The sequence below is a fragment of the Sphingomonas sp. genome (assembly GCF_019746665.1).
In the GTDB taxonomy this organism is placed as follows: domain Bacteria; phylum Pseudomonadota; class Alphaproteobacteria; order Sphingomonadales; family Sphingomonadaceae; genus Sphingomonas.
In genome coordinates, this window is record NZ_JAIERS010000017.1 from 110,161 (window position 1) to 135,462 (window position 25,302).

At 68.2% G+C, this 25,302-nt stretch carries 30 protein-coding genes and 1 pseudogene; 14 read left to right on the forward strand and 17 right to left on the reverse strand.

What is annotated here, in order from left to right; genetic code table 11:
• Positions 1-47: 47 nt before the first annotated feature.
• Entirely contained in the window at positions 48-665 is a 618-nt protein-coding gene (locus K2X73_RS11730; RefSeq protein WP_294111091.1) for a TetR/AcrR family transcriptional regulator, read from the reverse strand.
• A gap of 80 nt (positions 666-745) precedes the next feature.
• Here K2X73_RS11730 and K2X73_RS11735 point away from each other — a divergent pair, with 80 nt between their 5' ends.
• On the forward strand, positions 746-1,180 hold the full coding sequence (locus K2X73_RS11735; RefSeq protein ID WP_294111092.1) for a PaaI family thioesterase: 435 nt from the start codon (positions 746-748) through the stop codon (positions 1,178-1,180).
• Complete coding sequence (locus tag K2X73_RS11740) at positions 1,177-1,947, forward strand: crotonase/enoyl-CoA hydratase family protein (protein ID WP_294111094.1); 771 nt, start codon at positions 1,177-1,179, stop codon at positions 1,945-1,947. Before K2X73_RS11735 ends, K2X73_RS11740 begins: the two co-directional genes overlap by 4 nt.
• 20 nt (positions 1,948-1,967) lie before the next feature.
• On the opposite strand, the gene accC is transcribed toward K2X73_RS11740, so the two are convergent.
• The 3 genes from accC to aroQ are packed head-to-tail and all read right to left on the reverse strand — an operon-like array spanning position 1,968 to position 4,275.
• Positions 1,968-3,317: an acetyl-CoA carboxylase biotin carboxylase subunit gene (gene accC / locus K2X73_RS11745; protein ID WP_294111096.1), complete on the reverse strand. Its 1,350-nt coding sequence runs from the start codon at positions 3,315-3,317 to the stop codon at positions 1,968-1,970.
• Positions 3,317-3,814 carry an acetyl-CoA carboxylase biotin carboxyl carrier protein gene (gene accB, locus K2X73_RS11750; protein ID WP_294111098.1) on the reverse strand — a complete coding sequence of 166 codons (498 nt, stop codon included), beginning with the start codon at positions 3,812-3,814 and terminating at the stop codon, positions 3,317-3,319. The genes accC and accB overlap by 1 nt, the downstream gene beginning before the upstream one ends.
• A gap of 29 nt (positions 3,815-3,843) precedes the next feature.
• A complete protein-coding gene (gene aroQ, locus K2X73_RS11755; RefSeq protein ID WP_294111099.1) occupies positions 3,844-4,275 on the reverse strand; it encodes a type II 3-dehydroquinate dehydratase in 432 nt (143 codons plus the stop codon).
• A gap of 127 nt (positions 4,276-4,402) precedes the next feature.
• Here aroQ and K2X73_RS11760 point away from each other — a divergent pair, with 127 nt between their 5' ends.
• The 4 genes from K2X73_RS11760 (at position 4,403) to K2X73_RS11775 (ending at position 6,887) form a co-directional block, all read left to right on the forward strand.
• Entirely contained in the window at positions 4,403-4,684 is a 282-nt protein-coding gene (locus K2X73_RS11760) for a TonB family protein (protein WP_294111101.1), read from the forward strand.
• 110 nt (positions 4,685-4,794) lie between these two features.
• Positions 4,795-5,805 carry a sulfur carrier protein ThiS gene (gene thiS / locus K2X73_RS11765; protein WP_294111103.1) on the forward strand — a complete coding sequence of 337 codons (1,011 nt, stop codon included), beginning with the start codon at positions 4,795-4,797 and terminating at the stop codon, positions 5,803-5,805.
• A 78-nt stretch (positions 5,806-5,883) separates the two neighbouring features.
• Positions 5,884-6,666: an alpha/beta hydrolase gene (locus K2X73_RS11770; RefSeq protein ID WP_294111105.1), complete on the forward strand. Its 783-nt coding sequence runs from the start codon at positions 5,884-5,886 to the stop codon at positions 6,664-6,666.
• Between the two features lie 50 nt (positions 6,667-6,716).
• On the forward strand, positions 6,717-6,887 hold the full coding sequence (locus K2X73_RS11775; RefSeq protein ID WP_294111106.1) for a CsbD family protein: 171 nt from the start codon (positions 6,717-6,719) through the stop codon (positions 6,885-6,887).
• Positions 6,888-6,971: 84 nt separating this feature from the next.
• On the opposite strand, the gene K2X73_RS11780 is transcribed toward K2X73_RS11775, so the two are convergent.
• Both K2X73_RS11780 and K2X73_RS11785 read right to left on the reverse strand, forming a co-directional pair.
• Positions 6,972-8,321, reverse strand: a complete 1,350-nt coding sequence (locus K2X73_RS11780) for a putative O-glycosylation ligase, exosortase A system-associated (RefSeq protein WP_294111107.1) — start codon at positions 8,319-8,321, stop codon at positions 6,972-6,974.
• Complete coding sequence (locus K2X73_RS11785; protein ID WP_294111110.1) at positions 8,314-8,448, reverse strand: hypothetical protein; 135 nt, start codon at positions 8,446-8,448, stop codon at positions 8,314-8,316. The genes K2X73_RS11780 and K2X73_RS11785 overlap by 8 nt, the downstream gene beginning before the upstream one ends.
• 78 nt (positions 8,449-8,526) lie before the next feature.
• Between K2X73_RS11785 and K2X73_RS11790 the strand changes: the two genes are divergently transcribed.
• Both K2X73_RS11790 and K2X73_RS11795 read left to right on the forward strand, forming a co-directional pair.
• Positions 8,527-9,768, forward strand: coding sequence for a TIGR04063 family PEP-CTERM/XrtA system glycosyltransferase (locus K2X73_RS11790; protein ID WP_294111112.1), 1,242 nt, complete (start codon positions 8,527-8,529; stop codon positions 9,766-9,768).
• On the forward strand, positions 9,738-10,466 hold the full coding sequence (locus tag K2X73_RS11795) for a hypothetical protein (protein ID WP_294111114.1): 729 nt from the start codon (positions 9,738-9,740) through the stop codon (positions 10,464-10,466). Before K2X73_RS11790 ends, K2X73_RS11795 begins: the two co-directional genes overlap by 31 nt.
• 4 nt (positions 10,467-10,470) lie before the next feature.
• Here K2X73_RS11795 and K2X73_RS11800 read toward each other — a convergent pair whose 3' ends face one another.
• Positions 10,471-11,226, reverse strand: coding sequence for a sulfite exporter TauE/SafE family protein (locus tag K2X73_RS11800; RefSeq protein ID WP_294111115.1), 756 nt, complete (start codon positions 11,224-11,226; stop codon positions 10,471-10,473).
• 143 nt (positions 11,227-11,369) lie between these two features.
• On the opposite strand from K2X73_RS11800, the gene epsC reads away from it, so the two are divergent.
• Both epsC and K2X73_RS11810 read left to right on the forward strand, forming a co-directional pair.
• A complete protein-coding gene (gene epsC, locus K2X73_RS11805; RefSeq protein ID WP_294111117.1) occupies positions 11,370-12,068 on the forward strand; it encodes a serine O-acetyltransferase EpsC in 699 nt (232 codons plus the stop codon).
• The gene (locus tag K2X73_RS11810; RefSeq protein WP_294111118.1) at positions 12,068-12,409 is read left to right on the forward strand and encodes a DUF2794 domain-containing protein; all 342 of its coding nucleotides are present in this window, start codon (positions 12,068-12,070) and stop codon (positions 12,407-12,409) included. The genes epsC and K2X73_RS11810 overlap by 1 nt, the downstream gene beginning before the upstream one ends.
• 124 nt (positions 12,410-12,533) lie before the next feature.
• Here the strand turns inward: K2X73_RS11810 and K2X73_RS11815 are convergent, their stop codons facing one another.
• From K2X73_RS11815 to K2X73_RS11860, 10 genes are all read right to left on the reverse strand, one after another.
• Positions 12,534-13,565 carry a hypothetical protein gene (locus K2X73_RS11815; RefSeq protein WP_294111119.1) on the reverse strand — a complete coding sequence of 344 codons (1,032 nt, stop codon included), beginning with the start codon at positions 13,563-13,565 and terminating at the stop codon, positions 12,534-12,536.
• A 221-nt stretch (positions 13,566-13,786) separates the two neighbouring features.
• Entirely contained in the window at positions 13,787-14,686 is a 900-nt protein-coding gene (locus K2X73_RS11820) for an SDR family NAD(P)-dependent oxidoreductase (RefSeq protein ID WP_294111120.1), read from the reverse strand.
• A gap of 110 nt (positions 14,687-14,796) precedes the next feature.
• Entirely contained in the window at positions 14,797-15,246 is a 450-nt protein-coding gene (locus K2X73_RS11825) for a hypothetical protein (RefSeq protein ID WP_294111121.1), read from the reverse strand.
• Between the two features lie 88 nt (positions 15,247-15,334).
• Entirely contained in the window at positions 15,335-16,027 is a 693-nt protein-coding gene (gene phoB / locus K2X73_RS11830; RefSeq protein WP_294111122.1) for a phosphate regulon transcriptional regulator PhoB, read from the reverse strand.
• 12 nt (positions 16,028-16,039) lie between these two features.
• Positions 16,040-16,723: a phosphate signaling complex protein PhoU gene (phoU, locus tag K2X73_RS11835; protein WP_294111123.1), complete on the reverse strand. Its 684-nt coding sequence runs from the start codon at positions 16,721-16,723 to the stop codon at positions 16,040-16,042.
• Positions 16,724-16,734: 11 nt separating this feature from the next.
• A complete protein-coding gene (gene pstB / locus K2X73_RS11840; RefSeq protein ID WP_294111124.1) occupies positions 16,735-17,508 on the reverse strand; it encodes a phosphate ABC transporter ATP-binding protein PstB in 774 nt (257 codons plus the stop codon).
• Entirely contained in the window at positions 17,508-18,722 is a 1,215-nt protein-coding gene (pstA, locus tag K2X73_RS11845) for a phosphate ABC transporter permease PstA (RefSeq protein ID WP_294111125.1), read from the reverse strand. The genes pstB and pstA overlap by 1 nt, the downstream gene beginning before the upstream one ends.
• A gap of 34 nt (positions 18,723-18,756) precedes the next feature.
• Positions 18,757-20,133 carry a phosphate ABC transporter permease subunit PstC gene (gene pstC, locus K2X73_RS11850; RefSeq protein ID WP_294111126.1) on the reverse strand — a complete coding sequence of 459 codons (1,377 nt, stop codon included), beginning with the start codon at positions 20,131-20,133 and terminating at the stop codon, positions 18,757-18,759.
• A 76-nt stretch (positions 20,134-20,209) separates the two neighbouring features.
• Positions 20,210-21,259 (reverse strand): substrate-binding domain-containing protein, encoded by a 1,050-nt coding sequence (locus K2X73_RS11855; protein WP_294111127.1) that lies wholly within the window; start codon positions 21,257-21,259, stop codon positions 20,210-20,212.
• Between the two features lie 37 nt (positions 21,260-21,296).
• Positions 21,297-22,580 (reverse strand): ATP-binding protein, encoded by a 1,284-nt coding sequence (locus K2X73_RS11860; RefSeq protein ID WP_294111128.1) that lies wholly within the window; start codon positions 22,578-22,580, stop codon positions 21,297-21,299.
• 100 nt (positions 22,581-22,680) lie between these two features.
• On the opposite strand from K2X73_RS11860, the gene K2X73_RS11865 reads away from it, so the two are divergent.
• The 4 genes and pseudogenes from K2X73_RS11865 to K2X73_RS11880 all read left to right on the forward strand — a co-directional run bounded on the left by K2X73_RS11865 (position 22,681) and on the right by K2X73_RS11880 (position 25,291).
• Entirely contained in the window at positions 22,681-23,070 is a 390-nt protein-coding gene (locus K2X73_RS11865) for a hypothetical protein (RefSeq protein ID WP_294111130.1), read from the forward strand.
• Positions 23,070-23,333, forward strand: a complete 264-nt coding sequence (locus K2X73_RS11870; protein ID WP_365980628.1) for an HPr-rel-A system PqqD family peptide chaperone — start codon at positions 23,070-23,072, stop codon at positions 23,331-23,333. The genes K2X73_RS11865 and K2X73_RS11870 overlap by 1 nt, the downstream gene beginning before the upstream one ends.
• A pseudogene (locus K2X73_RS11875) lies at positions 23,330-24,172 on the forward strand (HprK-related kinase A); the annotation flags it as partial. The gene K2X73_RS11870 and the pseudogene K2X73_RS11875, both read left to right, overlap by 4 nt.
• Positions 24,173-24,259: 87 nt before the next feature.
• Positions 24,260-25,291 carry a nucleotidyltransferase family protein gene (locus K2X73_RS11880; RefSeq protein WP_294111192.1) on the forward strand — a complete coding sequence of 344 codons (1,032 nt, stop codon included), beginning with the start codon at positions 24,260-24,262 and terminating at the stop codon, positions 25,289-25,291.
• Positions 25,292-25,302 lie beyond the last annotated feature (11 nt).

The window sequence follows — 25,302 nt, forward strand, 5'->3', positions numbered from 1 at the left end:
CCCTAACGCGGCCGCTTGCCCGAACTCAAGGATTGAGCGGCGAAGCGCTATGGCATGTCGCGATCGCGGGGTGAGGTGGGTGCCGGGGCTTGCGGCCCGGCTGAGAACGGAACGCACGTCATGCTCGCCACCAGCGCGAAGGGGGCGGCGGATTGCTGGATGCGCGCGACGATCCAGGCGCCTTCCAGCGCGATCGCGAGCCGATCGGCGAAGTCCCGCGCCTGATCGGGGCCATGGCCGAAATCTGCAAGATACCGGACGATGATCGCGGCCCAATCCGATAGCGCCGCCTGACCCGCCGCCGTCAGCCGTGCGGACTGCGGCATCGCATCGACCGCGATCGCCGCGATCGGGCAGCCGGCGCTGTAGGCGGACTTTTCAAACAAAGTCGCGAGCGCGGCGGCGAGGTGGTCCACGGCGTCTCGCGCGGAGGATGATCGGGCGAAAGCCTGCTCGATCAGTGCCCCTGTCAGCCGGCGTGACAAGTCGATCGCGGCTTCGCCCAGTTCTTCCTTTCCATCGGGGAAGTGATGGTAGAACGAGCCCTTGGGTGCCTGGCTCACCGCCAGCAGCTCGGTCAAGCCCACGCCATTATAGCCCTTGCTCCGGAACAGCTTCACGGCTGTGCCGATCATCTGGTCGCGAGCGTTGGAACGACGGGGCATGGCGGGACGATAGCGGTTGTATGGCGATTGGTCTAGTGATACGCTGCTATGGCGATCACCATATAACGGAGCCGGATGCGATGAGTGATACTTTGGCCATCGGCCGCGCGATCCTTGATGCGCAGCCCTTCAGCCGCCTGCTGGGCACGGAAATGACGCATTATGCCAATGGCAATGTCGAGCTGCGCCTGCCGATGACCGAGCGGCTACAGCAGCAGCATGGCTTCGCGCATGGCGGGGTGGTTGCCTATCTCGCGGACAATGCGCTGACGTTCGCGGCGGGGCTGGCCATGGGGGGCGGTGTGCTGACCGCGGAAACCAAGGTCAACATGATGCGCCCGGCGATCGGCGAACTGCTGATCGCACGCGCGACTACGCTCAGCTTCGGGCGCACACAGGGCGTCGCGCGCTGCGAAATCTACGCGGTGCGCGACGGGGAGGAAGTGCTGTGTGCCGCCGGCCAGGGCACGGTGCTGCGCGCTCGCCAGCCCTCTGGCGAGGCGTTGACCCAATGAGCACGATTTCGGTCCGTACCCATGCTCGTGTGACGATCGTCACGATCGAGCGGCCCGAGTGTCGCAACGCGGTCGATCTCGCGACCGCGCAAGCCCTGCTCGCCGCGTTCAAGGCGTTCGACGCCGATCCTGAAGCGGATGTTGCCATTTTGGCAGGGGCGGGCGGGGCGTTCTGCGCCGGCGCCGACCTGCGCGCCCTGGCCGAGGGCGAGCGCAAGCCCATCGAGCCGGTCGGCGATTTCGCGCCGATGGGGCCTACCCGACTTCGGCTCGGTAAGCCGGTGATCGCCGCGATCGAGGGGCCGGCGGTCGCGGGCGGGATGGAATTGGCGCTATGGTGTGATCTGCGCATCGCTGGCCGCTCGGCGGTGATGGGTATCTTCAACCGACGATTCGGGGTGCCGCTGGTCGATCTCGGCACGATCCGGCTGCCGCGGATTGTTGGCGAAGGGCGCGCGTTGGAACTGATCCTCACCGGGCGCGCGGTCGCCGCCGACGAAGCGCTGCGCATCGGGCTGGTGAATGAAGTGGTCGATGACGGTGGTGCGCTCGCTCGCGCGACCGCGCTCGCCGCGCAGCTATGCGCCTTTCCGCAGACGGCGCTGCGCAACGATCGCCGATCGCTGATGGAGCAATGGTCGCTTGGCGAGGCCGAGGCGATCGCGCGAGAGATCAAGCTCGGCCGCGCCACGATCGCGAGCGGCGAAACGCTCGCCGGTTCCAAGCGCTTCAGCGATGGCGCTGGACGTCATGGCGCGTTCGGGTAGCGGCGGGAAGGAGTAAGGCTTCACTCCTCGCGCGCGAGCCACGCCTCCAGCCATTTGATCGTATAGTCGCCCTGCTGGAATTGGGGATCGTCGAGCAGCGCCTGATGGAGCGGGATCGTCGTCGTCACGCCCTCCACCACGAATTCCTTCAGCGCCCGCCGCAGCCGCTTGAGCGCGCCCTCGCGGGTGTGACCCCAGACGATCAGCTTGGCGATCATCGAATCGTAATAAGGCGGCACCCGATAGCCGGCGTAGAGCCCTGAATCGACGCGCACATTCATGCCCCCCGGCGCATGATAAGCCTTCACCAGCCCGGGCGAGGGCGCGAAGGTGCGCGGATCCTCGGCGTTGATCCGGCACTCAATGGCGTGGCCGCGAAACTCCACATCCTGCTGGCGCAGCGTCAGTGGATGCCCCTCGGCGATGCGGATTTGCTCGCGCACTAGGTCTAATCCGGTAATCGCCTCGGTGACGGGGTGCTCCACCTGCAGGCGGGTGTTCATCTCGATGAAGTAGAACTCGCCCGCTTCCCATAGGAACTCGATCGTCCCGGCGCCGCGATAGCCCATTTCCGCCATCGCGTTCGCGACGATGCCGCCCATCCGGTCGCGCTCGGCATGGCTCAGCACGGGGGAGGGCGCTTCCTCCAGTACCTTCTGGTGGCGGCGCTGGAGCGAGCAATCGCGCTCGCCCAAGTGAATGGCATTACCCTGGCCGTCGCCGAACACCTGGAATTCGATGTGACGCGGATTGCCCAGGTATTTTTCCATGTAAACGGTCGCGTCGCCGAACGCGGCCTTAGCCTCGTTGCCAGCTTGCGCCATCAGGGTCTCGAGCTGATCCTCGCTCGCGACCACCTTCATCCCGCGGCCGCCGCCCCCCGAGGCGGCCTTGATCAGTACCGGATAGCCGACGCGGGCGGCGATCGCCTTGGCCTCGTCGAGGCTCGCGATCGCCCCGTCCGACCCCGGCACCAGCGGCAGACCGAGCGCGCCGGCGGTTCGCTTGGCCTCCACCTTGTCGCCCATCGTGCGGATATGTTCGGGTTTGGGCCCGACGAAAATAATGTCGTGTGCCTCGACAATCTCGGCGAAGCGCGCATTCTCGCTTAGAAAGCCATAGCCGGGATGGATCGCGTCGGCGCCCGAGATTTCCGCCGCCGAAATAATCGCGGGGATGTTCAGATAGCTTTCGGCGGCGCTCGGCGGCCCAATGCAGATCGCCTGGTCGGCGAGGCGGACATGCATCGCGTCAGCGTCGGCGGTCGAATGCACCGCGACCGTCTCGATCCCCATTTCATGGCAGGCGCGGTGGATGCGCAGCGCGATCTCGCCGCGATTGGCGATCAGAAGCTTCTTGATCTGCGCCATCACTCGATCACGATCAGCGGCTGGTCGAACTCGACCGGACGGCCATTGTCGACCAGCACCGCGGTGACGGTGCCCGCGCGCGGCGCGGCGATCGGGTTCATCACCTTCATCGCCTCGATGATCAGCAGCGTATCGCCCGCCGCGACCTTCTGCCCGGTTGCGACGAACGGCGCCGCGCCCGGTTCGGGCGAGAGATAGACCGTGCCGACCATCGGTGACTTGACCGCGCCCGCCGCCGGCGCCGCAGGATCGGCGAGCAGCGGGGCGGAAGGTGCGGGGGCGGCTGGCGCCGGGGCCATGACCGGCGGCGCGTAGCTCGCCGGCAGCGGGGCGGCGACCGTCACCGCGCGGGCGACGCGCACCCGGCGCTCGCCGTCTTCCACTTCGATCTCGGTCAGCTGGGTTTCGTCAAGCACTGCCGCCAGTTGGCGGACCAGCTCGACATCGATGCGCATCTCGTCGCGCGGGGCGGGCTCGTCTTGGTGGGTTTCGGCCATGGTTAATCCCTGTTGCGCCGGCTTCTGTGTCAGAGCCGGACCGCCGCTTCAAGCGCGAGCAGATAGGAATGCGCACCGAAGCCGGCAATCGTCCCGCGCGCGACCGGGGCGACGTAGCTGGTGTGGCGGAAGGCTTCGCGTGCTTGCGGGTTCGATAAATGCACCTCGATCACCGGGGTTACGACCGCCTTCACCGCGTCGTGCAGCGCGACCGAAGTGTGAGTGAAGCCGCCGGGGTTGAGCAACACCGCCTTTGCCCCCACCGCCTGTGCCTCGTGCAGCCAGTCGATCAGATGCCCTTCATGGTTCGATTGGCGCAGATCGATGCTGACGCCGAGTTCGCGCGCGCGGTCTTCAAGCTGCGCCGCGATCTCGTCGAGCGTCGTACCCCCGTAGATTTGCGGTTCGCGCGTGCCCAAAAGATTGAGGTTGGCCCCGTTGAGCACATAAATCACGCTCATTTCAATGCTCTCCCGGCAAAGCGCTTGTCTAGGCGAAGCGCACGGCGGCGCGAAGCCCGGATTTTCGGCAACGTGCCATTAACGCCTCGCTGTCACAGCGGAGGAAGACACCAACCGGGAGACATTCATGTTCAGCTTCGTCCTCGCGCTTGCCACCGCCGCCCCAGCCGCCCCCGTCGCCGATCAGGCGATCAAGCCCGATCAGGTCGGCGCTACCGTGATCGAACTGTCGATCTCCGCGACCGGCAAGGTCGACAAGTGCAAGGCCGTCGTCTCGAGCGGCGACGCCAAGCTCGACGACAAGGCCTGCAAGCTGTTCCTGGAAACCGAATATCAGCCGAGCAAGGACGCCGCCGGCAAGCCGGTCGCCAGCGTTGAGCGCATCAGCCTCGCCTGGGCGCAAGACTAAGCTTTGCTACGGCCGGCATGCCCCTCCCCAGCGGTGGGAGGGGCATGCCGGCGCGGTAAAACCGCCATTTTGGTTTGAAGCCTGCGGCGGCACGCCCTAGATCGCCCGGCATGGACCAACATGTCGATGGCACGATCAGCCTTACCGTCAATGGCGAGCATCGCCGCGTTCGCGCGGGGCTTAGCCTCGCCGAACTCGCGCAGGAACTGGGCCTCGTGCCCGAAAAGGTCGCGGTCGAGCGCAACCTGGAAGTCGTACCGCGCTCGACTCTGACGGATGTGCGCGTCGCCGATGGCGATGCGATCGAGATCGTCCATTTCGTCGGCGGTGGCGATCATGCCGCGCCGATCGCCGAGGATGGCTGGACCGTAGCCGGCCACCATTTCCGTTCGCGGTTGATCGTCGGGACCGGCAAGTACAAGGATTTCGCCGAGAACGCGGCCGCGGTCGAAGCCTCGGGCGCGGAGATCGTGACCGTCGCGGTGCGGCGGGTGAATGTCAGCGATCCCAAAGCGCCGATGCTCACCGATTTCATCGACCCCAAGAAAATCACCTACCTGCCCAACACCGCCGGCTGCTTCACCGCCGAGGATGCGATCCGCACGCTGCGCCTGGCACGCGAGGCGGGCGGCTGGGAATTGGTGAAGCTGGAAGTGCTGGGTGAGGCGAAGACGCTCTACCCCGACATGGTCGAAACGCTGCGTGCGACCGAGATTCTGGCCAAGGAAGGCTTTAAGCCCATGGTCTATTGCGTCGACGACCCCATCGCCGCCAAGCGGCTGGAGGATGCGGGCGCGGTCGCGATCATGCCCTTGGGTGCGCCGATCGGCTCGGGTCTTGGCATCCAGAACCGGGTGACGATCCGCCTGATCGTCGAAGGCGCGAAGGTGCCGGTGCTGGTCGACGCGGGCGTCGGCACCGCGTCCGACGCGGCGGTCGCGATGGAGCTGGGTTGCGACGGGGTGCTGATGAACACCGCCATCGCCGAGGCGCGCGATCCGGTACGGATGGCGCGGGCGATGCGCCATGCGGTGGAGGCGGGGCGGCTTGCTTATCTTGCGGGGCGCATGGGACAGCGACGCTATGCTGATCCGTCGAGCCCCTTGGCAGGGCTGATCTAGCGACCGCGGCGGCCGCTTTTCGCCGCCGTTTTCGCGCTCTATAGCTGTTCGCCGGGCGGCGTTGACATGGAGCGAAACATGCGTCGATTCGCCGCCTCCCTAGCCTTCACCCTGTTGCTCGCCGGTTGTGACGAGGCACCGACGGCGACACCAAAACCAGCCGCCGCTGAGGAGCCCGCCACCACGCTCGGCCAGCCCAGCGACATCACCTTGAAGGCGGCCGATGGCGCCCGCGTCTTCGCCCGCTACTACCCGGCGGAGCACCCCAAGGCATTGCTGCTGCTGTTTCACCAGGCGGGATCGAGCAAGGACGAATATGCGCCGATCGCCCCCAGCCTCGTCGCCGACGGCTATAGCGCGCTCGCGGTCGATGCCCGCGCGGGGGGCGATCTGTTCGGGCCAAACCAGACGGTGAAGGCTCTGGGCCGCGCCGCCGACTATGTCGCCGCCCGCCAGGACCTGCAGGCGGCGATCGACTGGGCGCAGGACAAGAAATTGCCGATCTTCCTGTGGGGTAGCAGCTATTCCTCCGCGCTCGTCTTCCCGCTGGCGGCGGCGAACAAGGGCAAGATCGCCGGCGTGCTCGCCTTTTCGCCCAACGAGTATCTGGGCGACGGCGATCCGGTGAAGACCGCCGCCGGACAGATCGACGTGCCGGTATTCATCACCGCCGCCAACGACGCCGAGGAGCTGGACGGCGCGCAGGCGATCGCATCGCGGATGGCCGCCGATCATACGACTTTCTACAAGCCGGAGGCGGGCGTCCACGGCGCCTCGACACTGCGCGAGGACCGCAACCCCAAAGGCTGGCGCGCGAATTTTAGCGCCGTCGAGGCGTGGCTGAAGAAGGCGGTTTCATAACGGAACCGCCGGCGCGCTCGCCCGTTCGCCCGATGGAAAGGAGACGTTCCATGGGTGAATTGGGCGACAAGATCAAAGGCAATATCAACGAGGCCATCGGCAAGGCGAAGCAGATGAGCAACGATCCTGAAACCAAGGCCGATGGCGCCGCTCAGGAAGCCAAGGGCAAGGGTGAGCAGGTGAAGGGCAAGGTGAAGGGTCTGCTCGGCGACGATATCTGAGTCGACCTCTGATTCCGACACTTTATCACGCCGTCATCCCGGCCTCGGCGCCGGGGTGACGGTTTTTATGTGATACGCAGCTGGTCAGGCCGCAATGGCGGCTTTGGCTCGGAATGGTTGCCAGGCCGCCTCTTCACGCTTGCGCGCGAGATAGGTGTCGAGCCCGATCTGCGCCCCGATCAGCATATAAACGAAGGGTTGGAAGGCGATCCCGACGAACGCACCGCCGAGCAGATAGATCAGGTGCGCCATCTGGAGCCCGCTCGCAAGCTGGCCCGCCCACAGCGTTTCCTCCGCGCCGCGCAGATAGCGCCAGCGCAGCACTTCCATCCGCACCACGCCGATCAGGTTGAGCAACAGCCACAGCGCCAGCCCGGGATAACCCTGCTCGCCGAGCATCTCGAAATAACTGCTGTGATAGGCGCGGGACTTGTCGACCTCCAGCGCGCGCTTGATCACCTGGTTGTTCTTGTCCCCCTCCACGACGATGATGTCGTAGCGGACATGGTTGCCGCGATACGCCTCGAACCCGCCGCCGAACGGATGGGACTTTGCGTAGTCGATCGTCCATTGCCAAACCGCGACCCGCGTGGAGGCCGAGCTGTCGCCCTTATAGGTGCGGATCGTGTCCATCCGCGCGAGGAAGCTCGGCGGCAGGAATGGATAGGCGACGACCGGCGCGGCCGCCATCAAGGCGAGATACAGGAACCGACGCTTGGCATCGCGTAGCATCAGCAGCGCGAGCAGCCCGATGCACAGCAAGCCGGTGCGCGCCGAAGTGCCGACCGGGATCAGCAGGCAGGCGAACACCAGCGCGTAGCAGAAGATCTTCACCCGCCAGTCGGGCTTGAAGATCGTGCCGTGGCGCGCGAACCACAGGATCAGCGGGATGATGCAGATCGCGACGGTCGAGATGATCGAGCCTTCGTAGAGCCCCGAATTGTTCGAGACCATCAGGTTCAGCTCGCCATAGCCGCCCCCCGAGGCCAGTGTCTTGATCCCGCCGACGATGACGATCGAGCTCGCCGACAGGATCATGAACAGCAGCAGCGCCTCGATCCGGAGCTTGGTGCGCAAGGTGAGCGGCAGGAAGATCGCGAAGGCGAGCGCTTTCCACACCCATTCCCATTTGCCGACAGCATCGACCGGGAAATCGGCGGTAAGCGTCGTCGCGCCGCAATAGATGAGCAGCAGCAGGATCAGCCCCTGGCGCGGCGCGAGGCGCACGTCGCGCTTGTCATCGAACAACAGCCAGCTGCCCACCGCTAGGGCGACCGCGATCAGCGAGATGGGCACCGAATTGAGGAGCAAATAAGTCAGCCGCTGCGGCGAGACGATGTCGATATAGACATAGGTGAGCACGAACAGGAACGGGCGGCGAAAGCCGAGCCCGAACAGCGCGCCCAGAAAGGCGATGAAGGCAAGATCACGCACCGGGATCGCCCCGCTGCTTGCGATCGCGTGGCGAGCGCTCCCGGTCCAGATCGCGGCGGCGGAGCAGCAGGATCGCGGCGAGCACCATCAGCCCGTGCGACAGGCCAAGCGCGAAATTGTCGATCATCTGCCGCTCCCTTCGCGGGAAAGGTGTAAGGCGCGCGCGTTATCGCCGCGTTAAACACGCGCGTGTCAGGACGGCGCCATGCGTATCCTGCACCTGCTCGATCACGGATTGCCGCTGCACAGCGGCTATACCTTCCGTACCCGCGCGATCCTGAAGGCGATGCAGGCGCGCGGCTGGACGGTGGCGGCGGTGACGAGCGCGCGCCAGGGCGAGAGCGCGGCGCCGTTCGAGACGATCGACGGCATCGATTTCTACCGCACCACGCCGCCGCCGCGCCGCCCGAGCCCGCTCGGCGAATGGCAGGAAGTCGCGGCACTCGCCGGCCGCGGGGCAGAGGCGATCGAGGCGTTCCGGCCGGACATTCTCCACGCCCATTCGCCGGTGCTTACCGCGCTTGCCGGCTTGCGCCTGCGCCGCCGGTTCGGGCTGCCGCTCGTCTATGAAATTCGCGCCTTTTGGGAGGATGCGCGCGTCGGCAACGGCCAGGGGCGCGAGGGATCGCTCCACTATCGCCTGACCCGCGCGCTTGAAAGCCATGCGGTCCGCCGCGCCGATGCGGTCGCCGTGATCTGCGAAGGCCTACGCGGCGACCTGATCGCGCGGGGCGTGACGCCGGAGAAAATCATCGTTTCGCCCAACGGGGTCGATCTGTCGCTGTTCGGCGCGCCGCCCCCGCCCGATACGGCGCTCGCCGCCGAGCTTGACCTGGTCGGCGCCGAGACGATCGGCTTTATCGGCAGCTTCTATGATTATGAAGGGCTCGACGATCTGATCGCGGCGATGCCCGCGCTGGTCGCTCGGCGGCCTCAGGCGCGGTTGCTGCTGGTGGGCGGTGGGCCGATGGAGGAGGCGCTTCGGGCGCAGGCAGCGGCATCGGCGGCGGCGCACGCGATCCGCTTCGTCGGTCGAGTGCCGCACAGCGCGGTCGAGCGTTACTATGCGCTGATCGACGTGCTCGCCTATCCGCGCAAGAAGATGCGCCTCACCGATCTCGTCACCCCGTTGAAGCCGCTGGAGGCGATGGCGCAGCGGCGCCTCGTCGCCGCGTCCGACGTTGGCGGCCATCGGGAGCTGATTGCCGATGGCGTGACGGGCACGCTGTTTCCGCCCGACGATCCGGCGGCGATGGCGACGGCGCTCGCGGATCTGCTCGCTGATCGCGCCAATTGGCCGGGACGACGCGACGCTGGGCGCGATTTCGTTGAAAATGAGCGTAATTGGGCGGTAAATGTCGGGCGTTACGCGCCAATTTACCAAAAGCTAAGCGATCGGCGCGATAGGATGGGCGCATGGAAGGGTTTCTCCGCCGCCAACGCCTGAGTTTCGCGCTCGCCCCCGCCGCGGGCCTGGCGCTTGGCGTGCTGACGGCCGCGACGTTCCTGCTGCTGCCGCTCGATCGACTTGAAGGGCTGGTGCTCACAAGCGGTATCCCGGCGGTGATCGCCGCCGCCGAGCCTCCACTGGGCTTCACCGCCCGGCTCGCCATCGCCTTGTTCTCGGGCGTGTTCCTGGGCGGCGTCCTGTGGTTCGCGTTGTTCCTGGCGTTTGGCGGGCGCACGCTCGCCTTTGGTCCGGAGGACGAACTGGTCGATCCCACCATCCCGGTGCTGCGCCGCGCCGACGCCCATCCCGACGCTCCCCCGCGCGCGCCGTTGCTTGCAACGCGGGAGCTGGGCACGCCATTCCTCGAAGTCCGGGCCAAGGCCGCCGAGGTCGCGCAGCCGCCGGTCGAACGGCCGCTGCCCGCCGACCTCGATGTCCCGCTATCGGCTTATGATCCGGGCGCGTTCGCCAGCGTGCAGCCGTTCGGCCCGGGCGAGCGAATCGCGACGTTCGATCTTCCGGTCCCGACCCCGAGCGTGCCCGCGCTGGCGCGCGATCCCGCGCCGCGCGATACCGAAGCGACGATCAGCGCATTGCTGGAACGACTCGAACGCGGCGTGGTCGACCGCCAGCAGCGCGCCGACCGCTTCGACGCGACGCTCACCACGCTACGCAAGCTCGCCCCGCGCGGCTGAGCCGCTACCAGCTCCGCCAGATCGTGTAAGCGCTCGTCGCCGTTAGCAGCAGGCCGACGAGCGCCATCAGCGGCCGTGCCGGCACCCGCTTGGCGAGCACGCCCCCCAGCGGCGCGGCGAGCAGCCCGCCGATCAGCACCCCGATCGCCGCCAGCGTGAACGCGGCCGGCCCCATCGTCACCAGAAAGGTCGCCGAGACAGTCGCCGTCAGGAAGAATTCGGCGGTGTTGACGGTGCCGATCGTCCGCCGTGGGTCCGCGCCTTGCAGCAGTAGGTTGGAGGTCACCACCGGCCCCCAGCCGCCGCCACCCGCCGCATCGAGGAACCCGCCGACCAGACCCAGCGGCGCGATTACGCGTGGCGCGCGCGGCTCGGGCGTGCCTTGCCAGGCGCGGAACAGCAGATACAGCCCGATCGCCGCGAGATAGGCCATCACGAACGGCCGTGCGACCGAGGCGTCGATGCTCACCAGCAGACCCGCGCCCAGCACCCCGCCCAGGATTCCGGGCAGCACCAGCCGGCGCAGCAGCCGCCAGTCGACATTGCGGTGGGCGATATGGCTCGCGCCCGAGGCGGCGGTGGTGAACGCCTCCACCGCATGGATGCTGGCCGAAGCGGCGGCGGGAGACACACCAAGTAGGCTTACCATCAGGGTAGAGTTGATCAGCCCGAACGCCATGCCGAGCGCGCCATCCACCAGCTGCGCCAGAAACCCCACGGCGACGAACGGCAGCACCTGATCCCACGCAAACCCTGCCATCGCCGCATCCTGCCCGCGCCCGCCGCCACGTTAAGGCACGAAAGCTTGGGAGACGGCAAGCCATGCTTGGGCGCGGGCTGGCTTATGGAAGTCGCGCGCCCAATCGCCTAGATAAGCGGCCAGAGCGTTGAAAGGGGTAGTGCATGTTCCGGCGGCTGATCGCCTATCTCGACTCGATCAAGGCGCGCGATCCGGCGCCGCGATCGCGTTGGGAGATTTTATTGTATCCCGGCGTCCACGCGCTTGGCTGGCACCGGCTCGCGCATGCCCTGTTCCGTGCGCGGCTATTCTTCCTTGCCCGCGCGGTGAACCACCTCTCGCGCTTCCTGACGACGATCGACATCCACCCGGGCGCCACGATCGGGCGGAACTTCTTCATCGACCACGGCTTCACCGTGATCGGCGAAACCGCCGAAATCGGGGATAATGTGACGATCTATCAGTGCGTGACCTTGGGCGGCACCAGCCCCGACGACGGCGTGGCAGGCAAGCGCCACCCTACCTTGTCGGACGGGGTGATCATTGGTTCGGGCGCGCAGGTGCTCGGCCCGATCGTGGTCGGTCCCGGCGCGCGGGTCGGTGCCAATGTGGTGGTGACCAAGGACGTACCCGCTGGCGCGGTGATGGTCGGCATCCCCGCGCGGCCAACGATGATCGAGGGCGGCAAGAGCGAGAAGCGCTTCGTCCCCTATGGTACGCCGTGCAGCGACATGTTCGATCCCGAGACCCAGAAGGTGGAGCTGCTGCGCTGCGAGCTGGAGCAGCTGAAGGCGCAGGTCGCGCAATTGCTCGCCGATCAATCGGGCGGTGACGGTTCCAAGGCGCTCAGCGATCGCCATTGATGGGGAGCGTCACGCCCTTTCCGGTGCCGGCGCGCGGCGGCCAGATCGGCTTCGAGCGCGCCGAGCTGATGCGCATCCTCGATCTTTATGGCCGGATGGTCGCCGCCGGCCAGTGGCGCGATTACGCGATCGAGCTGGGACGCGAGGCGGCGGTGTTCGCCGCCTTCCGTCGCGCCGCCGAACGTCCCGAGTTTCGCATCGAAAAGCGCCCCGCCTTGCGCCAGCGCCAGGGGCAATGGGCGCTGATCGGCGAGGGCGGCGCGGTCCTGAAACGCGGGCATGAACTCGGCCCGGTCCTCGCCCCGGTCGAGCGGCGGCTGCTCAAGCTGGTGGCGGAGTAGGGAGCGATATCGGCGCTACGTTGAGCCGCTCTGTGTCAGGGTAGGGGACGGATTACCCGAGACGCGTTCGTTATCGACCCCGCCGCCCAACCTCCTCCCCTGATGGAGAGGAGGAGGAGGTCGCTCACGCCGGCACCACCACCTGCACCGGTGGCAGCCGCCGCTCGAGCCCGCCGAGCAGCGCCACCACCCGCGCGCGCATCGTGTGCCAGAACACCGAGAGCAGCAGCAGCGCGCTGCCAATCACCAGCGCGGTGAGCGCGGCGGAAAGCTCGATCGCGCCCGCCTGGCGGAACAAAGCCGTCATCGCGTAGAGCACATAGACCAGGCTCGACACCAGCAGCGCGCGCCGATCGACCGCGAGCGCGACGAAGGCGAACAGCAGGTATAGCCCCAGTACCAGCAGCGCCTGGCCCATGCCGATTTCCTGGCCGAACACGCCCAGCAGCTGGAACACCGGATGCGCGATCAGCGGTGCGGCGGCAAGGTGCAGCCAGAAGGCGACATCGGCGCGGCGCGTGCGGCGCTCGCGGTCCGACATATCCCACCACATCGCCAGCGCGAAGGTCGCGAGCCCGCCAGACAGCGCGACCGGGTAGAGCAGCCGCTCGGCGTTCGGCATCAGCCAGCCCGCCAGTCCGAGTGCCGCGCCCACGCAGGCGATGGTGCCCGCCGCGACCGTGATCGGCACGCGGAAGCGTCGCCAGTGCAGCCCGGCCGCACCCCCGGCGAGCAGGGCAATGCCCATGCCGACGAGCGCGGCGGTGCTCTGCGGCCAATCAGGCTCGATCCGGGCGATGACCCCGATCGGCACCGCCGCTACACCGCCGACGAAGGCGAGCAGCAGCAGGATGCTCGGCAGCGCCATGCGCCGGCGGCGGGTGAAGAACTCGGCCGCGCCCCAGCTCGCCGCCGCGACGCCCGCCCCACCGAGCCAGGGCGCCGCCTGCCAGCCGATCTGGGCGATCGCGCCGATCGCGAGCGCCAGCGCGACGCTCACGAAGATATCGTTGAAGCCGGTGAGCAGCCGGAACTGCTCTTCATCGACCGCGGGGGCGGCGCGCTGGGCCGCGATATAGTTGCGTAGCGCCGCGGCGGCGTCGGGGCTGATCACCCCCGCGCCTACCGCGGCTTCGATTTCGCCCTCGCTGTACATCGGCCTGCTCCCACTGTGTTGGGCAGGTATAGCACGACTGTGTTAGCGAAACAATACGCGGGGGTCAGAGGCCGTTTGGAAATGCGCTAGAGGCGCATTTCGCGGTTCCGGCCCGCACCCCCACCCGGCCACCCATAGAATACTACCGTTGGGTGGCCGGGTGGGGGTGCGGGCCGGAACCGCCGTGAAAAAGGCGCAGCGCGCCTTTTTCAAACGGACTCTCAGCCCCCCTGGAGGTGCTTCAGAATGATCATCGACTGCTCGGCACCCGAATTGGGGACGATCTCGCCCGTTCGGTCGGTGATCGCCGCCCAATTGGCGGCGACACCCTCCGGCGACAGGTCATCGCCGGTCAGCAGCTTGCCCTGGGTGAGGGTGACGTAGGACGCCTGGAACACCCCCGCGCCCGCGCCGACGATCGCATTGGCGGGCGCATCCTCGCTCACCAGATAGAGCGCGGCCGGCACCACCTTTTCGGGGGCGAAGGCGGCGAAAGCCTCGGCGGGGAACAGGTCCTCGGTCATCCGCGTGCCCGCGACCGGAGCGATCGTGTTGACGCGGACATTATACTTCGCGCCCTCCAGATAAAGCGTCTTGGTGAGTCCCGCGAGGCCGAGCTTGGCGGCGCCGTAATTGGCCTGGCCGAAATTGCCGAACAGCCCGGTCGAGCTCGCGGTCATCAGGATGCGGCCATAGGCCTGGTCGCGCATCGTATCCCACACCGCCTTGGTGCAATTGGCCGAGCCGTTGAGATGCACGTCGATCACGAAGCGGAAATCGGCGGGCTCCATCTTGGTGAAGCTCTTGTCGCGCAGCACGCCCGCATTGTTGATCAGGATATGGACGCCGCCCCAGCGCTCCTTGGCCTTGGCGACCATCTCGACCATCTGGTCATAGTCGGTCACCGAGCCACCGTTCGACATCGCCTCGCCGCCGAGCGCCTCGATTTCCTCGACCACTTTCAACGCGGCGTCCGAATGGCCGGTGCCGTCGCGCGCGCCGCCGAGGTCGTTGACCACCACCTTCGCGCCGCGCCGGGCAAGTTCGAGCGCATAAGCGCGCCCGAGCCCGCCGCCGGCGCCGGTGACGATGGCGACGCGGTTGTCGAAACGAATGGTCATGGCGATCCTCCAAGAATTGGCTGGCGCCGTTCCTAGAGGATCATCACGGGAGAGCAAGGGGAGGGGCGGCGCGGGGTCCAACGCGGCTCATGCCCTGCCCAGGCCACGCGCTATCGCCGTTTGCGGCGGCGCTCGCCGGTCGCGGCGCTGCCGGGTTCGCGGCACTTGTCATATTGGCCCTTCTTGCACACCGGATAGCTGTCGAGCGGGGCAGGGGCGGGGAAGGCCTGCGCCGGCGGCGGTGCCGGCACGAACTGAATCTGTGCGCCCGGTTGCGGCGTTCCCTGCAAGGCCGGCTGGGACGGCGCGAGGCCGCCCCCGAGCTGCGCGGCGGCGTTGTTGCCCTGCGCGGCACGGGCGCGGCGCGCGCGCGGACCGTTCGAGGGCGCGCTGGAAGTGGACAAAGTGGTCGGTTCGGTCGTCTGGCTCGACTGGCCGGTCTGGTCAGCCTGACCCGCGCCCATCTGCCCTTGTTGCTCGGGCGGCGGGGTCTGCTGGCCGGCGGTCTGGGCCAGCGCGGGGGTGGCGATCAGCGCGATCGCGGCGGCGATGATCTTCATGGGGCAAGCCTCCTATAGCCCACGCGCCCCAGCGGCGCGCTCGCGCGCAACAACGCCCGCGCGCTGCGCCGGGTCCGTCGCCCTGGCCTCAGGTCCCCGCGTCCAGCGCATAGCCCGCCGAGCGGACGGTGCGGATGATGTCGGGGCGGTCGCCCACGTTGATCGCCTTGCGCAGGCGGCGAATATGCACGTCGACGGTGCGGCTCTCGATGTCGCTATCGTGCCCCCACACCGCGTCGAGCAGGCGCTCGCGGCTGAACACCCAGCCCGGATGTTCCAGGAAGTGCTTGAGAAGGCGGAACTCCGTGGGGCCGAGGGGGATCACCTCGCCACCCCGGCGCACCTTATGGCCGACCGTGTCCATCTCGATATCGGCATAAGTGAGCTGCTCGCCGGCGAGCGCGGGGCGTACGCGCCGCAGAACCGCGCCGACCCGCGCAACCAGCTCGCGCGGGGAGAAAGGCTTGGTGACGTAATCGTCCGCCCCGGTCTCGAGACCGCGCACCCGGTCTTCCTCTTCGCCCCGCGCGGTGAGCATGATGATCGGGACATTGGCCGTCTCGGGCATTCGCCGCAGCCGACGGCAGACTTCGATGCCCGACAGCCCTTCCACCATCCAGTCGAGCAAAACGATGTCGGGGGTCGCTTCCTTCGCTAGCAGCAGCGCCTCCTCGCCATCGGGGGTCTGCTTTACGTCGAAATCCTCGCGCTTGAAGTGCCAGACGAGCAGTTCGGCAAGCGAGGCATCGTCCTCCACCAGTAACATTTTCGCGCGTGCCATCCTAGCCTCCCGTCAGACGATCGGTGCGGTGCCGCGCTCGCGCTCGCCCATGTGGACGCCGGTCGCGGCGTAATAAACCATTTCGGCCACGTTGGTGGCATGGTCGCCAACGCGTTCCAGATTCTTGGCGACGAACAGCAGATGCGCGACCTGGCCGATGCTGGCCGGGTTTTCCATCATGTAGGTGACGAGCACCCGGAACAGGCTGTTGTAGAAATCGTCGAGCGCCCGGTCGCTTTCGCTCACCCGAATCGCCGCGTCGGGATCGCGCGCCGCGAAGGCGTCGAGCACGTCATGCACCATCTGGCTCGCCATGTGCGCCATCGCCGGGAGCACCGACAAAGGCTCGATATCGCCATGATCCTCGATCGCGGCGACCCGACGGGCGATGTTCTTGGCATAATCGCCGATCCGCTCGACCACGCTCGCGATCTTAAGCGCGGCGACCACCTCGCGCAGATCGTCGGCGAGCGGGGCGCGCAGCGCGATGATCTGCACCGCCAGCCGTTCGACTTCCTGCTCGAACGCGTCGATCCGCTTGTCGCCAGCGACGATCGCGGCCGCGCCCTCCAGATCGTGGCGCTGCAGCGCCTGCATCGAGCCGATAATGGCCTGTTCGGCGAGGCCCCCCATCTGCGCGATCAGGCCGCGCAGCCGGGTGATGTCGTCGTCGAACGCCTTGACGGTATGCTCCACCGAAACTCCCCTCAGCCGTAGCGGCCGGTGATATAGTCCTTGGTCCGTTCCTGGCGCGGGTTGGTGAAGATGTCGCTGGTCGCGCCATATTCGATCAACTGCCCCAGGTGAAAAAACGCGGTGCGCTGCGAAACGCGCGCCGCCTGCTGCATGTTGTGCGTGACGATCACGACCGCATAGCGGCCCTTGAACTCATGGATCAGTTCTTCGATCTTCGCGGTCGCGATCGGATCGAGCGCCGAGCAGGGCTCGTCCATCAGGATGACTTCGGGGTCGACCGCGATCGCGCGGGCGATGCACAACCGCTGCTGCTGGCCGCCGGAAAGGGTGGTACCGCTGTCCGAGAGCCGGTCCTTTACCTCGTCCCAAAGCCCGGCGCGGCGCAGCGATTGCTCGACGATCGCGTCCATTTGCCCGCGCCCGGCGGCGAGGCCGTGGATGCGCGGGCCATAGGCCACGTTCTCATAGATACTCTTGGGGAAGGGGTTGGGCTTCTGGAACACCATGCCGACACGCGCGCGCAACTGCACCACGTCCATTTCGGGCGCGTAGATATTCTCGCCGTCGAGCTGGATGTCGCCTGCCACCCGCGCGCTGGGAATGGTGTCGTTCATCCGGTTGAGCGTGCGCAGGAAGGTCGATTTGCCGCAGCCCGAAGGCCCGATCAGCGCGGTGACATGATCGAGCTCGACGTCGATCGAGACGTCGTTGATCGCTTGCTTGTCGCCATAATGGACGTTGACGTAGCGCGCCGTCATCTTCGCGCGGCGGGGGGAGGGGGTCATCACCAGCGGGTCTCGAACTTGTTGCGCAGATAAACGGCGACGCTGTTCATCGCGAGGAGGAAAACCAGGAGCACGATGATCGCCGCGCTCGTCTTCTCGATGAAGGCGCGGTCGATCTCATCGGACCAGAGGAAAATCTGCACGGGCAGCACCGTGGCGGGATCGGTGAGCTTGTCGGGTGGGGTGGCGATGAAGGCGCGCATCCCGATCATCAGCAGCGGCGCGGTCTCGCCGAGGGCGCGGGCCATGCCGATGATCGTGCCGGTGAGGATGCCGGGCAGCGCGAGCGGCAAGACATGGTGGAACACCACCTGGATCGGGCTCGCGCCGACGCCCAGCGCCGCATCCCGGATCGAGGGCGGCACGCCGCGGATCGCGTTGCGGCCGGCGATCACGATCACCGGCATCGTCATCAGGGCGAGCGTCATCCCGCCGACGATCGAGGCTGAGCGCGGCAGATCGAACAGGTTGAGGAACACCGCCAGCCCCAACAGCCCGAAGATGATCGAGGGCACCGCCGCCAGATTGTTGATCGACACCTCGATGAAGTCGGTCAGCGCGTTGCGGGGGGCGTATTCCTCCAGATACAAGGCGGCGAGCACGCCCACCGGGAAGGCGAGCAGCAGCGTTACCGCCATCGTGAAGAGCGAGCCCTTCAGCGCACCCCAGATGCCGGCCTGCACCGGATCGGTCGAATCCGAGCCGAACAGGAAGGGCAGGCTCACCCCTGTCTCGACCCGGCCTCTGGCGCGGAGTCGGTCGATCAGCGCGCGGTCCGCGGGGGCGCCGCGGCCCTTCGCGGCCTGGTCAAAGGCGGCGGCGGCGGGAATCGCGATCATCACCCGGCGCGAAAGCAGGCCCGGATCGCGCTTCAGCGCGTCGCGCAGCACGGTCCAGCCGCTGTCGGCGATCATCGCCGCGCCGCGCTCGCCATAGGCCTCGGTGGCCGCGCGTGTGGCAAGCTCGGGCAGTCCCGCGCCCGCCAAAGCCAGTTCCGCGCCCGGTCCGCGCAGCCTCGCGCCATCGAGGGGCAACGCCGCGCGCGCAAAATCCACTGGAATGACGAGTCGCGTTTGCACGAAGCCCTGCGCGCCGTTCATCACCATGTTGGCGAGCAGGAACGCCAGAAACCCGGCCGAGGCGACCACCGCGAACAGCCCGAGCAGGCGGAAGCGCCGCTCGGCGGCGTAGCGCCGCTTCACCCGTCGGGCCATCGCCGGCGCGCGCCAATCGGTGCGGGGGGCGGGGCTATTCATAGGCTTCCCGGTAGCGCTTCACGACCGTGAGCGCGACGATGTTGAGCAGCAGGGTGATCACGAACAGCGTGAGGCCCAGCGCGAAGGCGGCGAGCGTCTTGGGGCTGTCGAATTCGGCCTCGCCGGTCAGCAGGTCGACGATCTGCTTGGTGACGGTGGTCGCGCTCTGGAACGGGTTGAGGCTGATCGTCGCCGCGCCCGAGGCGGCCATCACCACGATCATCGTTTCGCCGATCGCCCGGCTCACCGCGAGCAGCACCCCGCCGACCACGCCGGGCAACGCGGCGGGGATCAGCACCCGGCTGATCGTTTCCGAAACCGTCGCGCCCATCGCCAGCGATCCGTCGCGCATGGATTGCGGGACCGCGGCGATCGAATCATCGGCCATCGAGGAGACGAAGGGAATGATCATCACCCCCATCACCACGCCGGCCGCGAGCGCGCTTTCCGAACTGGCGAAGCGAAAGCCGAGCGCGACCGCCAGATCGCGCACCGCCGGCGCCACGGTCAAGGCGGCGAAATAACCATAGACCACGGTCGGCACGCCGGCGAGGATCTCCAGGATCGGCTTCATCCAGCGTCGCACCGCCGGCTCCGCATATTGCGAGAGATAGACGGCGCTCATCAGCCCCAGCGGGATCGCGACCACCATCGCGATCACCGCGCCGATGAAGAAGGTGCCCCAGAACAGCGGCACCGCCCCCAGCGCCGCGCCGGGATGGGCGGGATCGATCACCTGCGGCGCCCAGTGGGTGCCGAACAGGAAGTCGGTCGCTGGCACCATCTGGAAGAAGCGCGCCGATTCGAACAGCAGCGAGCCGACGATGCCGAGCGTCGTCAGCACCGCGATCAGCGAGGCGGCGAGCAGGATCGCCATCACCACCCGCTCGATCCGGGTGCGCGCGCTGAAGTCTGGCTTCACCCGCAGATAAGCGAAGGCGCCGGTCGCGAGCGTCAGCAGCAGCGCGAGCGCGGTCGCCATCCAGTCATAGCGCGCCTGCACCGCGGCATAAGCGGGGGCGAGCCGCAGCGCGAGCGGGTTCGCCCCGGCGATCGCCTGACCCTGGGCGATGGCGCGTGCCTGGCCGAGCACCGCGCCGCGTTCGAACCCCGGCGGCGGCAGATCATGCGCGAGCGGCGAGGCGATCACCATGTCGGTCACCAGCCCGGGCGTCACGCTCGACCAGACGATCAGGAACAGCAGGGCCGGCAGCAGCGTCCACAGCGCCACATAGGTCGCGTGATGCGACGGCAGCGAGCTGAAGCGCCGGCTCGATCCCCGCCGGAACGCGACCGCGCGCACGCGCGCGGTGAGCGCGCCGATCAGCGCGAGGCCGGTCACCAGGAACAGAAGGGCGAAAGTCGACAAGGGCAATCCGTATCAGCAAATAAGCGGCGGGAGAGCAGGCCGCCGCCCGCTCTCCCGCGTCCTTCTTCAAGGCGGTTCAGTTCAGAGTCGAGCCATCGAGCGTGGTGCCATCCTCGATGATCTTCTTCGACGCCGCGCGCGCCGCGGCCGACCCCGCGATCAGGCCACGGCGCGTGAGCGGCCCGTTCGGATTCCACAGCGTCGCGTAAAGCTCGACGAATTTGCGCAGCCCCGGCACCGCGTCGAGATGCGCCTTCTTCACATAGATGAACAAGGGGCGCGATCCCGGATAATGGCCGTTGGCGATGGTTTCGTATGTGGGGGAGACCCCGCCCACCGGCACCCCGACCAAGGTGGTGGGGTTCTGTTCGAGATAGCTATAGCCGAACACCCCCACCGCATCGGGGTTGGACTTCAGCTTCTGCACGATCAGATTGTCATTCTCGCCGGCATCGACCCAGGGGCCGTCGCTGCGGATTTCGTGGCACAGCTTCTTGAACTTGTCCGGCTCCTTTTCGCGCATCTTGAGCGAATCGGGGAAGATCGCCAGGCAGCCGCGCTCCATCAGGATTTCGGCGAAGGCATCGCGCGTACCGCTGGTCGAAGGCGGGCCATAGACCTGGATGGGAATCGCCGGCAGCGCCGGGTTCACTTCGTTCCACGACTTGGCGGTATTCGTCTTGCCCATCGGGTTGGCGGCGAGCGCCAGATAGATGTCGGACGGGTTCAGTCGCAGCTTGGGGCCGTTGGTCGATTCGGCGAGCGAGATGCCGTCGAGGCCGATCTGCACCTCGATCACCCGATCGACGCCATTGTCGGTGCAGTTTTTATACTCGCTCGCAGTCAGCCGGCGCGAAGCGTCGAGAATGTCGGGATGCGCCGCGCCCACGCCCGCGCAGAACAGCTTGGCGCCCGCGCCCGTGCCGCCCTGTTCGACCACCGGCGCCTTGAAAGCGGTGTTCTGGGTGCGGAACTGTTCGGCGACCAGAGTGGAAAAGGGATAGACGGTGGATGAGCCGACGATGCGAATCTGATCGCGCGACCCCGCGCCGCCGCTCGCCGCCTGATCGTTGCACCCCGCCAGCACCGCCAGCCCCAGGGTGATGAACCCGAGCTTCAGCCGCATGACCGTTCTCCCATCCGGAACCCCGCTCGCGGCGCTATCACCCCGAAGCACGCGCCTTTGTGACGTTTATGTTTCCTTTTGATGACGTGGCTTCCGGGGTGGAGAGATTGGCGATCGGCGGCAGCGCGATGCTTGCCGTGGTGCCCTTGCCGACGACGCTGTGCAGATCGAGCCGCCCGCGGTGGCGCTCGACGATGTGCTTGACTATCGACAGGCCGAGCCCGGTGCCGCCCAGGCCCCGGCTGCGCCCGGCGCCGACGCGGTAGAAACGCTCGGTCAGCCGCGGCAGATGTTCGGGCGGGATGCCTTCGCCTTCGTCCGCCACCGTGATCCGCACCATGCCGGTGGTATCGCGCCACAGCCGGGTGACGACCGGGGTGCCGGCGCGGCCATATTTCATCGCGTTGCCCACCAGATTGTGGAGCAACTGGCTCAGCTGCGCGCGATCCCCCGCGACCGGGGGCACGCCCGCGTCGATCTCGCCGATCAGATTTTCGGTGCGCGGGTCGCGCCCATCGGCGAGTTCGGCGTGAACCTCCTCGACCAGCAGCGCGAGATCGACCGGGGTGGCGGGCAGGCGGTATTTGTCCGCTTCGATCCGCGACAGCGAGATCAGATCCTCGACCAGCCGCTGCATCCGCCGCGCCTCGCCCAGCAGCACGTTCAGGAAGCGCGCGCGCACCTGCGGATCGGCGCCCGCCTTGTCATCCGACAGCGTCTCGACGAACCCCAGGATCGAGGCGAGCGGGGTGCGCAGCTCGTGGCTCGCATTGGCGACGAAATCGACGCGCATCCGCTCGGCCGCGTCGCGCGCGGTCTGGTCGATCAGATGCACCACCCGCCGCCCGTCGCTGAGCGCGGTGAGCCGCATCTCCCAGCGCTGGTCGATCGTGCCGAGCCCGACCAGGCTGACCGGATCGGGGGCGCCGCGTTCGGGGAGCGCCGCCGCGGTCAGCGCCTCGGCGGCGGCGGGGTGGCGGATGGCGAGCCGCGCGTCCTGACCGATGATGTGCCCGCCGAGCAGCGCGCGCGCGCCGCTGTTCGCCTGCGCGACACGGCCTTCCTCGATCAGCAGGATCGGCTCGCCGATCGCCTCGAGCAGCTCGCGGACATCGGGTGGTGGCGCGAGCGGTTCGGGGGCGGGGGCCGGGGGAGGTGCGTCCGATTCGCCGGTGCCCGCCGCGGTCAGCACCGCGGCGACGGTGCCGACGAGCATCACCGTCACCCCTTCCACACCGCCGCCGAACATCGTGCCGGCGACGATCGCGACCACCGCCACGCCGAGCGCGACCAGGGTGCGAAGGGTGAAGGGATGCGGCATGGGCGAACAGTCTAGCCTAAATCGGGACGGTGCAAGCCTCGCCCGTGGCTTGCGAAGGTTTCACGATTGTGAAAGGGCTTGTCGCCGACAAGGGTGGGCGATGCAGGACGACGAACAGCCGGGCAAGACCACGCGGCGCGCGCTGATGCTGGGCGCGGTGAGCGCGTCCGCCATCGTCTCGATCCGCCCCGCGCTCGCGCAGACCGCCGCCTCGGTGCTCACCTGCGAGATTCCGGTGCCCGATCCGGCACGCGCCGGCCAGTATATCGCCGCCGATGGCCAGCTGGTGCCGGCGGGCACCGCGGGCGCCTTTCCCGGCGCGGGCACGCCGTTCAAGGGCGAGGATGTGAAGAAGGCGCTCGCCGGCCAAGCCAATCTGCCGGGCACCGATTACGAGCGCAGCCAGGCCTATCTGCAATATATCCGCCGCCTGCAGCAGGGGACGAGCGGCTTCACCTGCTTCGCCTCGCTGCAGATGCCGCGCGGCTGATGTACCGCGCGGCGGCGCCCGCGGCGCTGCGGACGGTGGCGCTCGACGGGTTGGCGCTCGTCTATCACCGCGCCTCGGGCATCACCCATCTGCTGAGCGCCCCCGCGCCCGAAATCCTGGAGACGCTCGCCGAGCCGATGGACCTGGCGACGCTCCACGCGCGGCTGGGCGAACGGTTCGAGCTGGCGGGCGGGGTGGAGGCGCTTGAGGCGCGGCTCGCCGAGCTGGTCGCGGCGGGGCTGGTCGAGGTGATCGCCGGGTGAGGCACGCGGTCACGCTGCGCGTCGGGCCGGTGCGGTTCCGGGTCGGCGCCGATTGGGCCGCGCCGATCGCGACGCTGCGGGGGCTCTATCGCGATTACCCCGCGCCCGAGGACGGTTTCGCCGATTACAGCGTGCGGCTGGCGGCGCCGCGCCCGTGGCGGCGCTGGTTGCGCCCGGCGGTGACGATCGGCGGCGACTATTGGCTCGCCGATGCCGCGCCGCTGCCGCTCGCCCAGGCGCTGCTGGCGGCGGAGATGGGGATGAACCTGCAGCTCGCGCTCGGCGAGCGGCGCTATCTGCTGCTCCACGCCGGCGTCGTCGAGCGCGACGGGCGCGCGCTGATCCTGACGGGCGAGTCGGGCGCGGGCAAATCGACGCTCGCCGCTTTGCTGTCGCTGGGCGGCTGGCGGCTGCTGGGGGACGAGTTCGCGCTGCTGGGCCTGGACGACGGGCTGCTCTGGCCCTTCCCGCGCCCGGTGAGCCTGAAGAACGCGGCGATCGACCTGCTCGCCGCCGAGGTTCCGGCCGCGCGCTGGGGGCCGCTGCTGACCGGCACCCCCAAGGGCACGATCCGCCACTTGCTGCCCGACGCGGCGGCGCTCGCGGCGATGGACGTACCCGCGCGCCCGGCGGCGATCCTGTTCCCGCGCTTCGGCGCCGCCGCCGCCCGCCGCCCGGTGCCGGCGAGCGAGGCGTTCGTGCGGCTGACGCAAGCCTCGACCAACTATGTCGCGCTCGGCGAGCGCGGCTTCGCGGCGCTGACCGGGTTGGTGCAAGGCGTGCCGGCGATCGCGATCGACTATCCCGACACCGCGACCGCGATCGCCCAGGTGACGGCGCTGGCGGAAGCGCTGCCGTTGAACCAAGCCACCGTCCCCGGCGAAGGCCGGGGTCCAGCATCCCGGCCCGCGCCCGCCGGTAGCGCGATGACGAAACCGCCCGCGACTGGGCCCCGGCCTTCGCCGGGGAAGAGTGGGGGTGGGGCAATCGCTCCCGACGCCCGCCTGCTCGTCCAGGCCCTGCGCGACCCCGGCGGCACCGCCACCCTCACCGGCGCCGACTGGACCGCGCTGCTCGCCACCGCCCGCGCCGAGCAGCTGATCGGCACGCTCGCTCACCGCCTCCATGGCCTCGATCTGCCGCCGCGCGTCGCGACCCTGCTCGCCGCCGCGCGTGCCTCGGGCGAGGAGCAGCGCCGCGCCGCGCTGTGGGAGGCGGAGATGGCGCGCCGCGCGCTCGCCCCGCTTGGGGTGCCGGTGGTGCTGTTGAAGGGCACCGCGTTCGTCGCCGCCGGGCTCGCCGCCGGGGTGGGGCGCTCGATCGGCGATCTCGACATCCTCGTGCCCCGCGCCGCGCTCGACCGGGTGGAAGCGGCTTTGCTCGGCGCGGGGTGGGAATGGGTGAAGCCCGATCCCTATGACGATGCCTATTACCGCACCCACATGCACGAGCTGCCGCCGCTGATCCACCAGACCCGCGACCGGATGATCGACGTTCACCACACCATCCTGCCGCTCACCGCGCGGCCGACCCCCGATGCCGACGCCCTGATCGCCGACAGCGTGCCGCTCGCCAACGGGCTCCGCGTGCTCGCCCCCAACGACATGATCTGCCACGCCGCCGCGCATCTGCTCGCCGATGGCGACCTGGCGGGCGGCCTGCGCAACCTGTGGGACATCCACTGCCTGCTCGCCGAGTTCGGCGGCGACGGGCTCGCCGAGCGCGCCGCGCATCATCAGCTGAGCCTGCCGGTCGCGCGCGCGCTGCGGCTGGCGCGCGCGCTGTTCGGCGAAGAACAGGGCGGTGGCTCGCTGTTCAGCGCACGCCTCACCGCGCGCGATGGCTGGGGACGGCCGACCCGCCCGCTGCTGCGCTTGGGCTTCTATATCCGCTCGCACCTGCTGCGGATGCCACCGCTGATGCTCGCCCGGCACCTGCTGGTGAAGGCGCGGCGCTAGAACAAGCCCTG

Coding starts and splice junctions, on each gene's coding strand:
- K2X73_RS11730 (WP_294111091.1), bottom strand. CDS start 665: ATGCCCCGTCGTTCCAACGCTCGCGACCAGATGATCGGCACAGCCGTG.
- K2X73_RS11735 (WP_294111092.1), top strand. CDS start 746: ATGAGTGATACTTTGGCCATCGGCCGCGCGATCCTTGATGCGCAGCCC.
- K2X73_RS11740 (WP_294111094.1), top strand. CDS start 1,177: ATGAGCACGATTTCGGTCCGTACCCATGCTCGTGTGACGATCGTCACG.
- accC (WP_294111096.1), bottom strand. CDS start 3,317: ATGGCGCAGATCAAGAAGCTTCTGATCGCCAATCGCGGCGAGATCGCG.
- accB (WP_294111098.1), bottom strand. CDS start 3,814: ATGGCCGAAACCCACCAAGACGAGCCCGCCCCGCGCGACGAGATGCGC.
- aroQ (WP_294111099.1), bottom strand. CDS start 4,275: ATGAGCGTGATTTATGTGCTCAACGGGGCCAACCTCAATCTTTTGGGC.
- K2X73_RS11760 (WP_294111101.1), top strand. CDS start 4,403: ATGTTCAGCTTCGTCCTCGCGCTTGCCACCGCCGCCCCAGCCGCCCCC.
- thiS (WP_294111103.1), top strand. CDS start 4,795: ATGGACCAACATGTCGATGGCACGATCAGCCTTACCGTCAATGGCGAG.
- K2X73_RS11770 (WP_294111105.1), top strand. CDS start 5,884: ATGCGTCGATTCGCCGCCTCCCTAGCCTTCACCCTGTTGCTCGCCGGT.
- K2X73_RS11775 (WP_294111106.1), top strand. CDS start 6,717: ATGGGTGAATTGGGCGACAAGATCAAAGGCAATATCAACGAGGCCATC.
- K2X73_RS11785 (WP_294111110.1), bottom strand. CDS start 8,448: ATGATCGACAATTTCGCGCTTGGCCTGTCGCACGGGCTGATGGTGCTC.
- K2X73_RS11790 (WP_294111112.1), top strand. CDS start 8,527: ATGCGTATCCTGCACCTGCTCGATCACGGATTGCCGCTGCACAGCGGC.
- K2X73_RS11795 (WP_294111114.1), top strand. CDS start 9,738: ATGGAAGGGTTTCTCCGCCGCCAACGCCTGAGTTTCGCGCTCGCCCCC.
- K2X73_RS11800 (WP_294111115.1), bottom strand. CDS start 11,226: ATGGCAGGGTTTGCGTGGGATCAGGTGCTGCCGTTCGTCGCCGTGGGG.
- epsC (WP_294111117.1), top strand. CDS start 11,370: ATGTTCCGGCGGCTGATCGCCTATCTCGACTCGATCAAGGCGCGCGAT.
- K2X73_RS11810 (WP_294111118.1), top strand. CDS start 12,068: ATGGGGAGCGTCACGCCCTTTCCGGTGCCGGCGCGCGGCGGCCAGATC.
- K2X73_RS11815 (WP_294111119.1), bottom strand. CDS start 13,565: ATGTACAGCGAGGGCGAAATCGAAGCCGCGGTAGGCGCGGGGGTGATC.
- K2X73_RS11820 (WP_294111120.1), bottom strand. CDS start 14,686: ATGACCATTCGTTTCGACAACCGCGTCGCCATCGTCACCGGCGCCGGC.
- K2X73_RS11825 (WP_294111121.1), bottom strand. CDS start 15,246: ATGAAGATCATCGCCGCCGCGATCGCGCTGATCGCCACCCCCGCGCTG.
- phoB (WP_294111122.1), bottom strand. CDS start 16,027: ATGGCACGCGCGAAAATGTTACTGGTGGAGGACGATGCCTCGCTTGCC.
- pstB (WP_294111124.1), bottom strand. CDS start 17,508: ATGACCCCCTCCCCCCGCCGCGCGAAGATGACGGCGCGCTACGTCAAC.
- pstA (WP_294111125.1), bottom strand. CDS start 18,722: ATGGCCCGACGGGTGAAGCGGCGCTACGCCGCCGAGCGGCGCTTCCGC.
- K2X73_RS11855 (WP_294111127.1), bottom strand. CDS start 21,259: ATGCGGCTGAAGCTCGGGTTCATCACCCTGGGGCTGGCGGTGCTGGCG.
- K2X73_RS11860 (WP_294111128.1), bottom strand. CDS start 22,580: ATGCCGCATCCCTTCACCCTTCGCACCCTGGTCGCGCTCGGCGTGGCG.
- K2X73_RS11865 (WP_294111130.1), top strand. CDS start 22,681: ATGCAGGACGACGAACAGCCGGGCAAGACCACGCGGCGCGCGCTGATG.
- K2X73_RS11870 (WP_365980628.1), top strand. CDS start 23,070: ATGTACCGCGCGGCGGCGCCCGCGGCGCTGCGGACGGTGGCGCTCGAC.
- K2X73_RS11880 (WP_294111192.1), top strand. CDS start 24,260: ATGACGAAACCGCCCGCGACTGGGCCCCGGCCTTCGCCGGGGAAGAGT.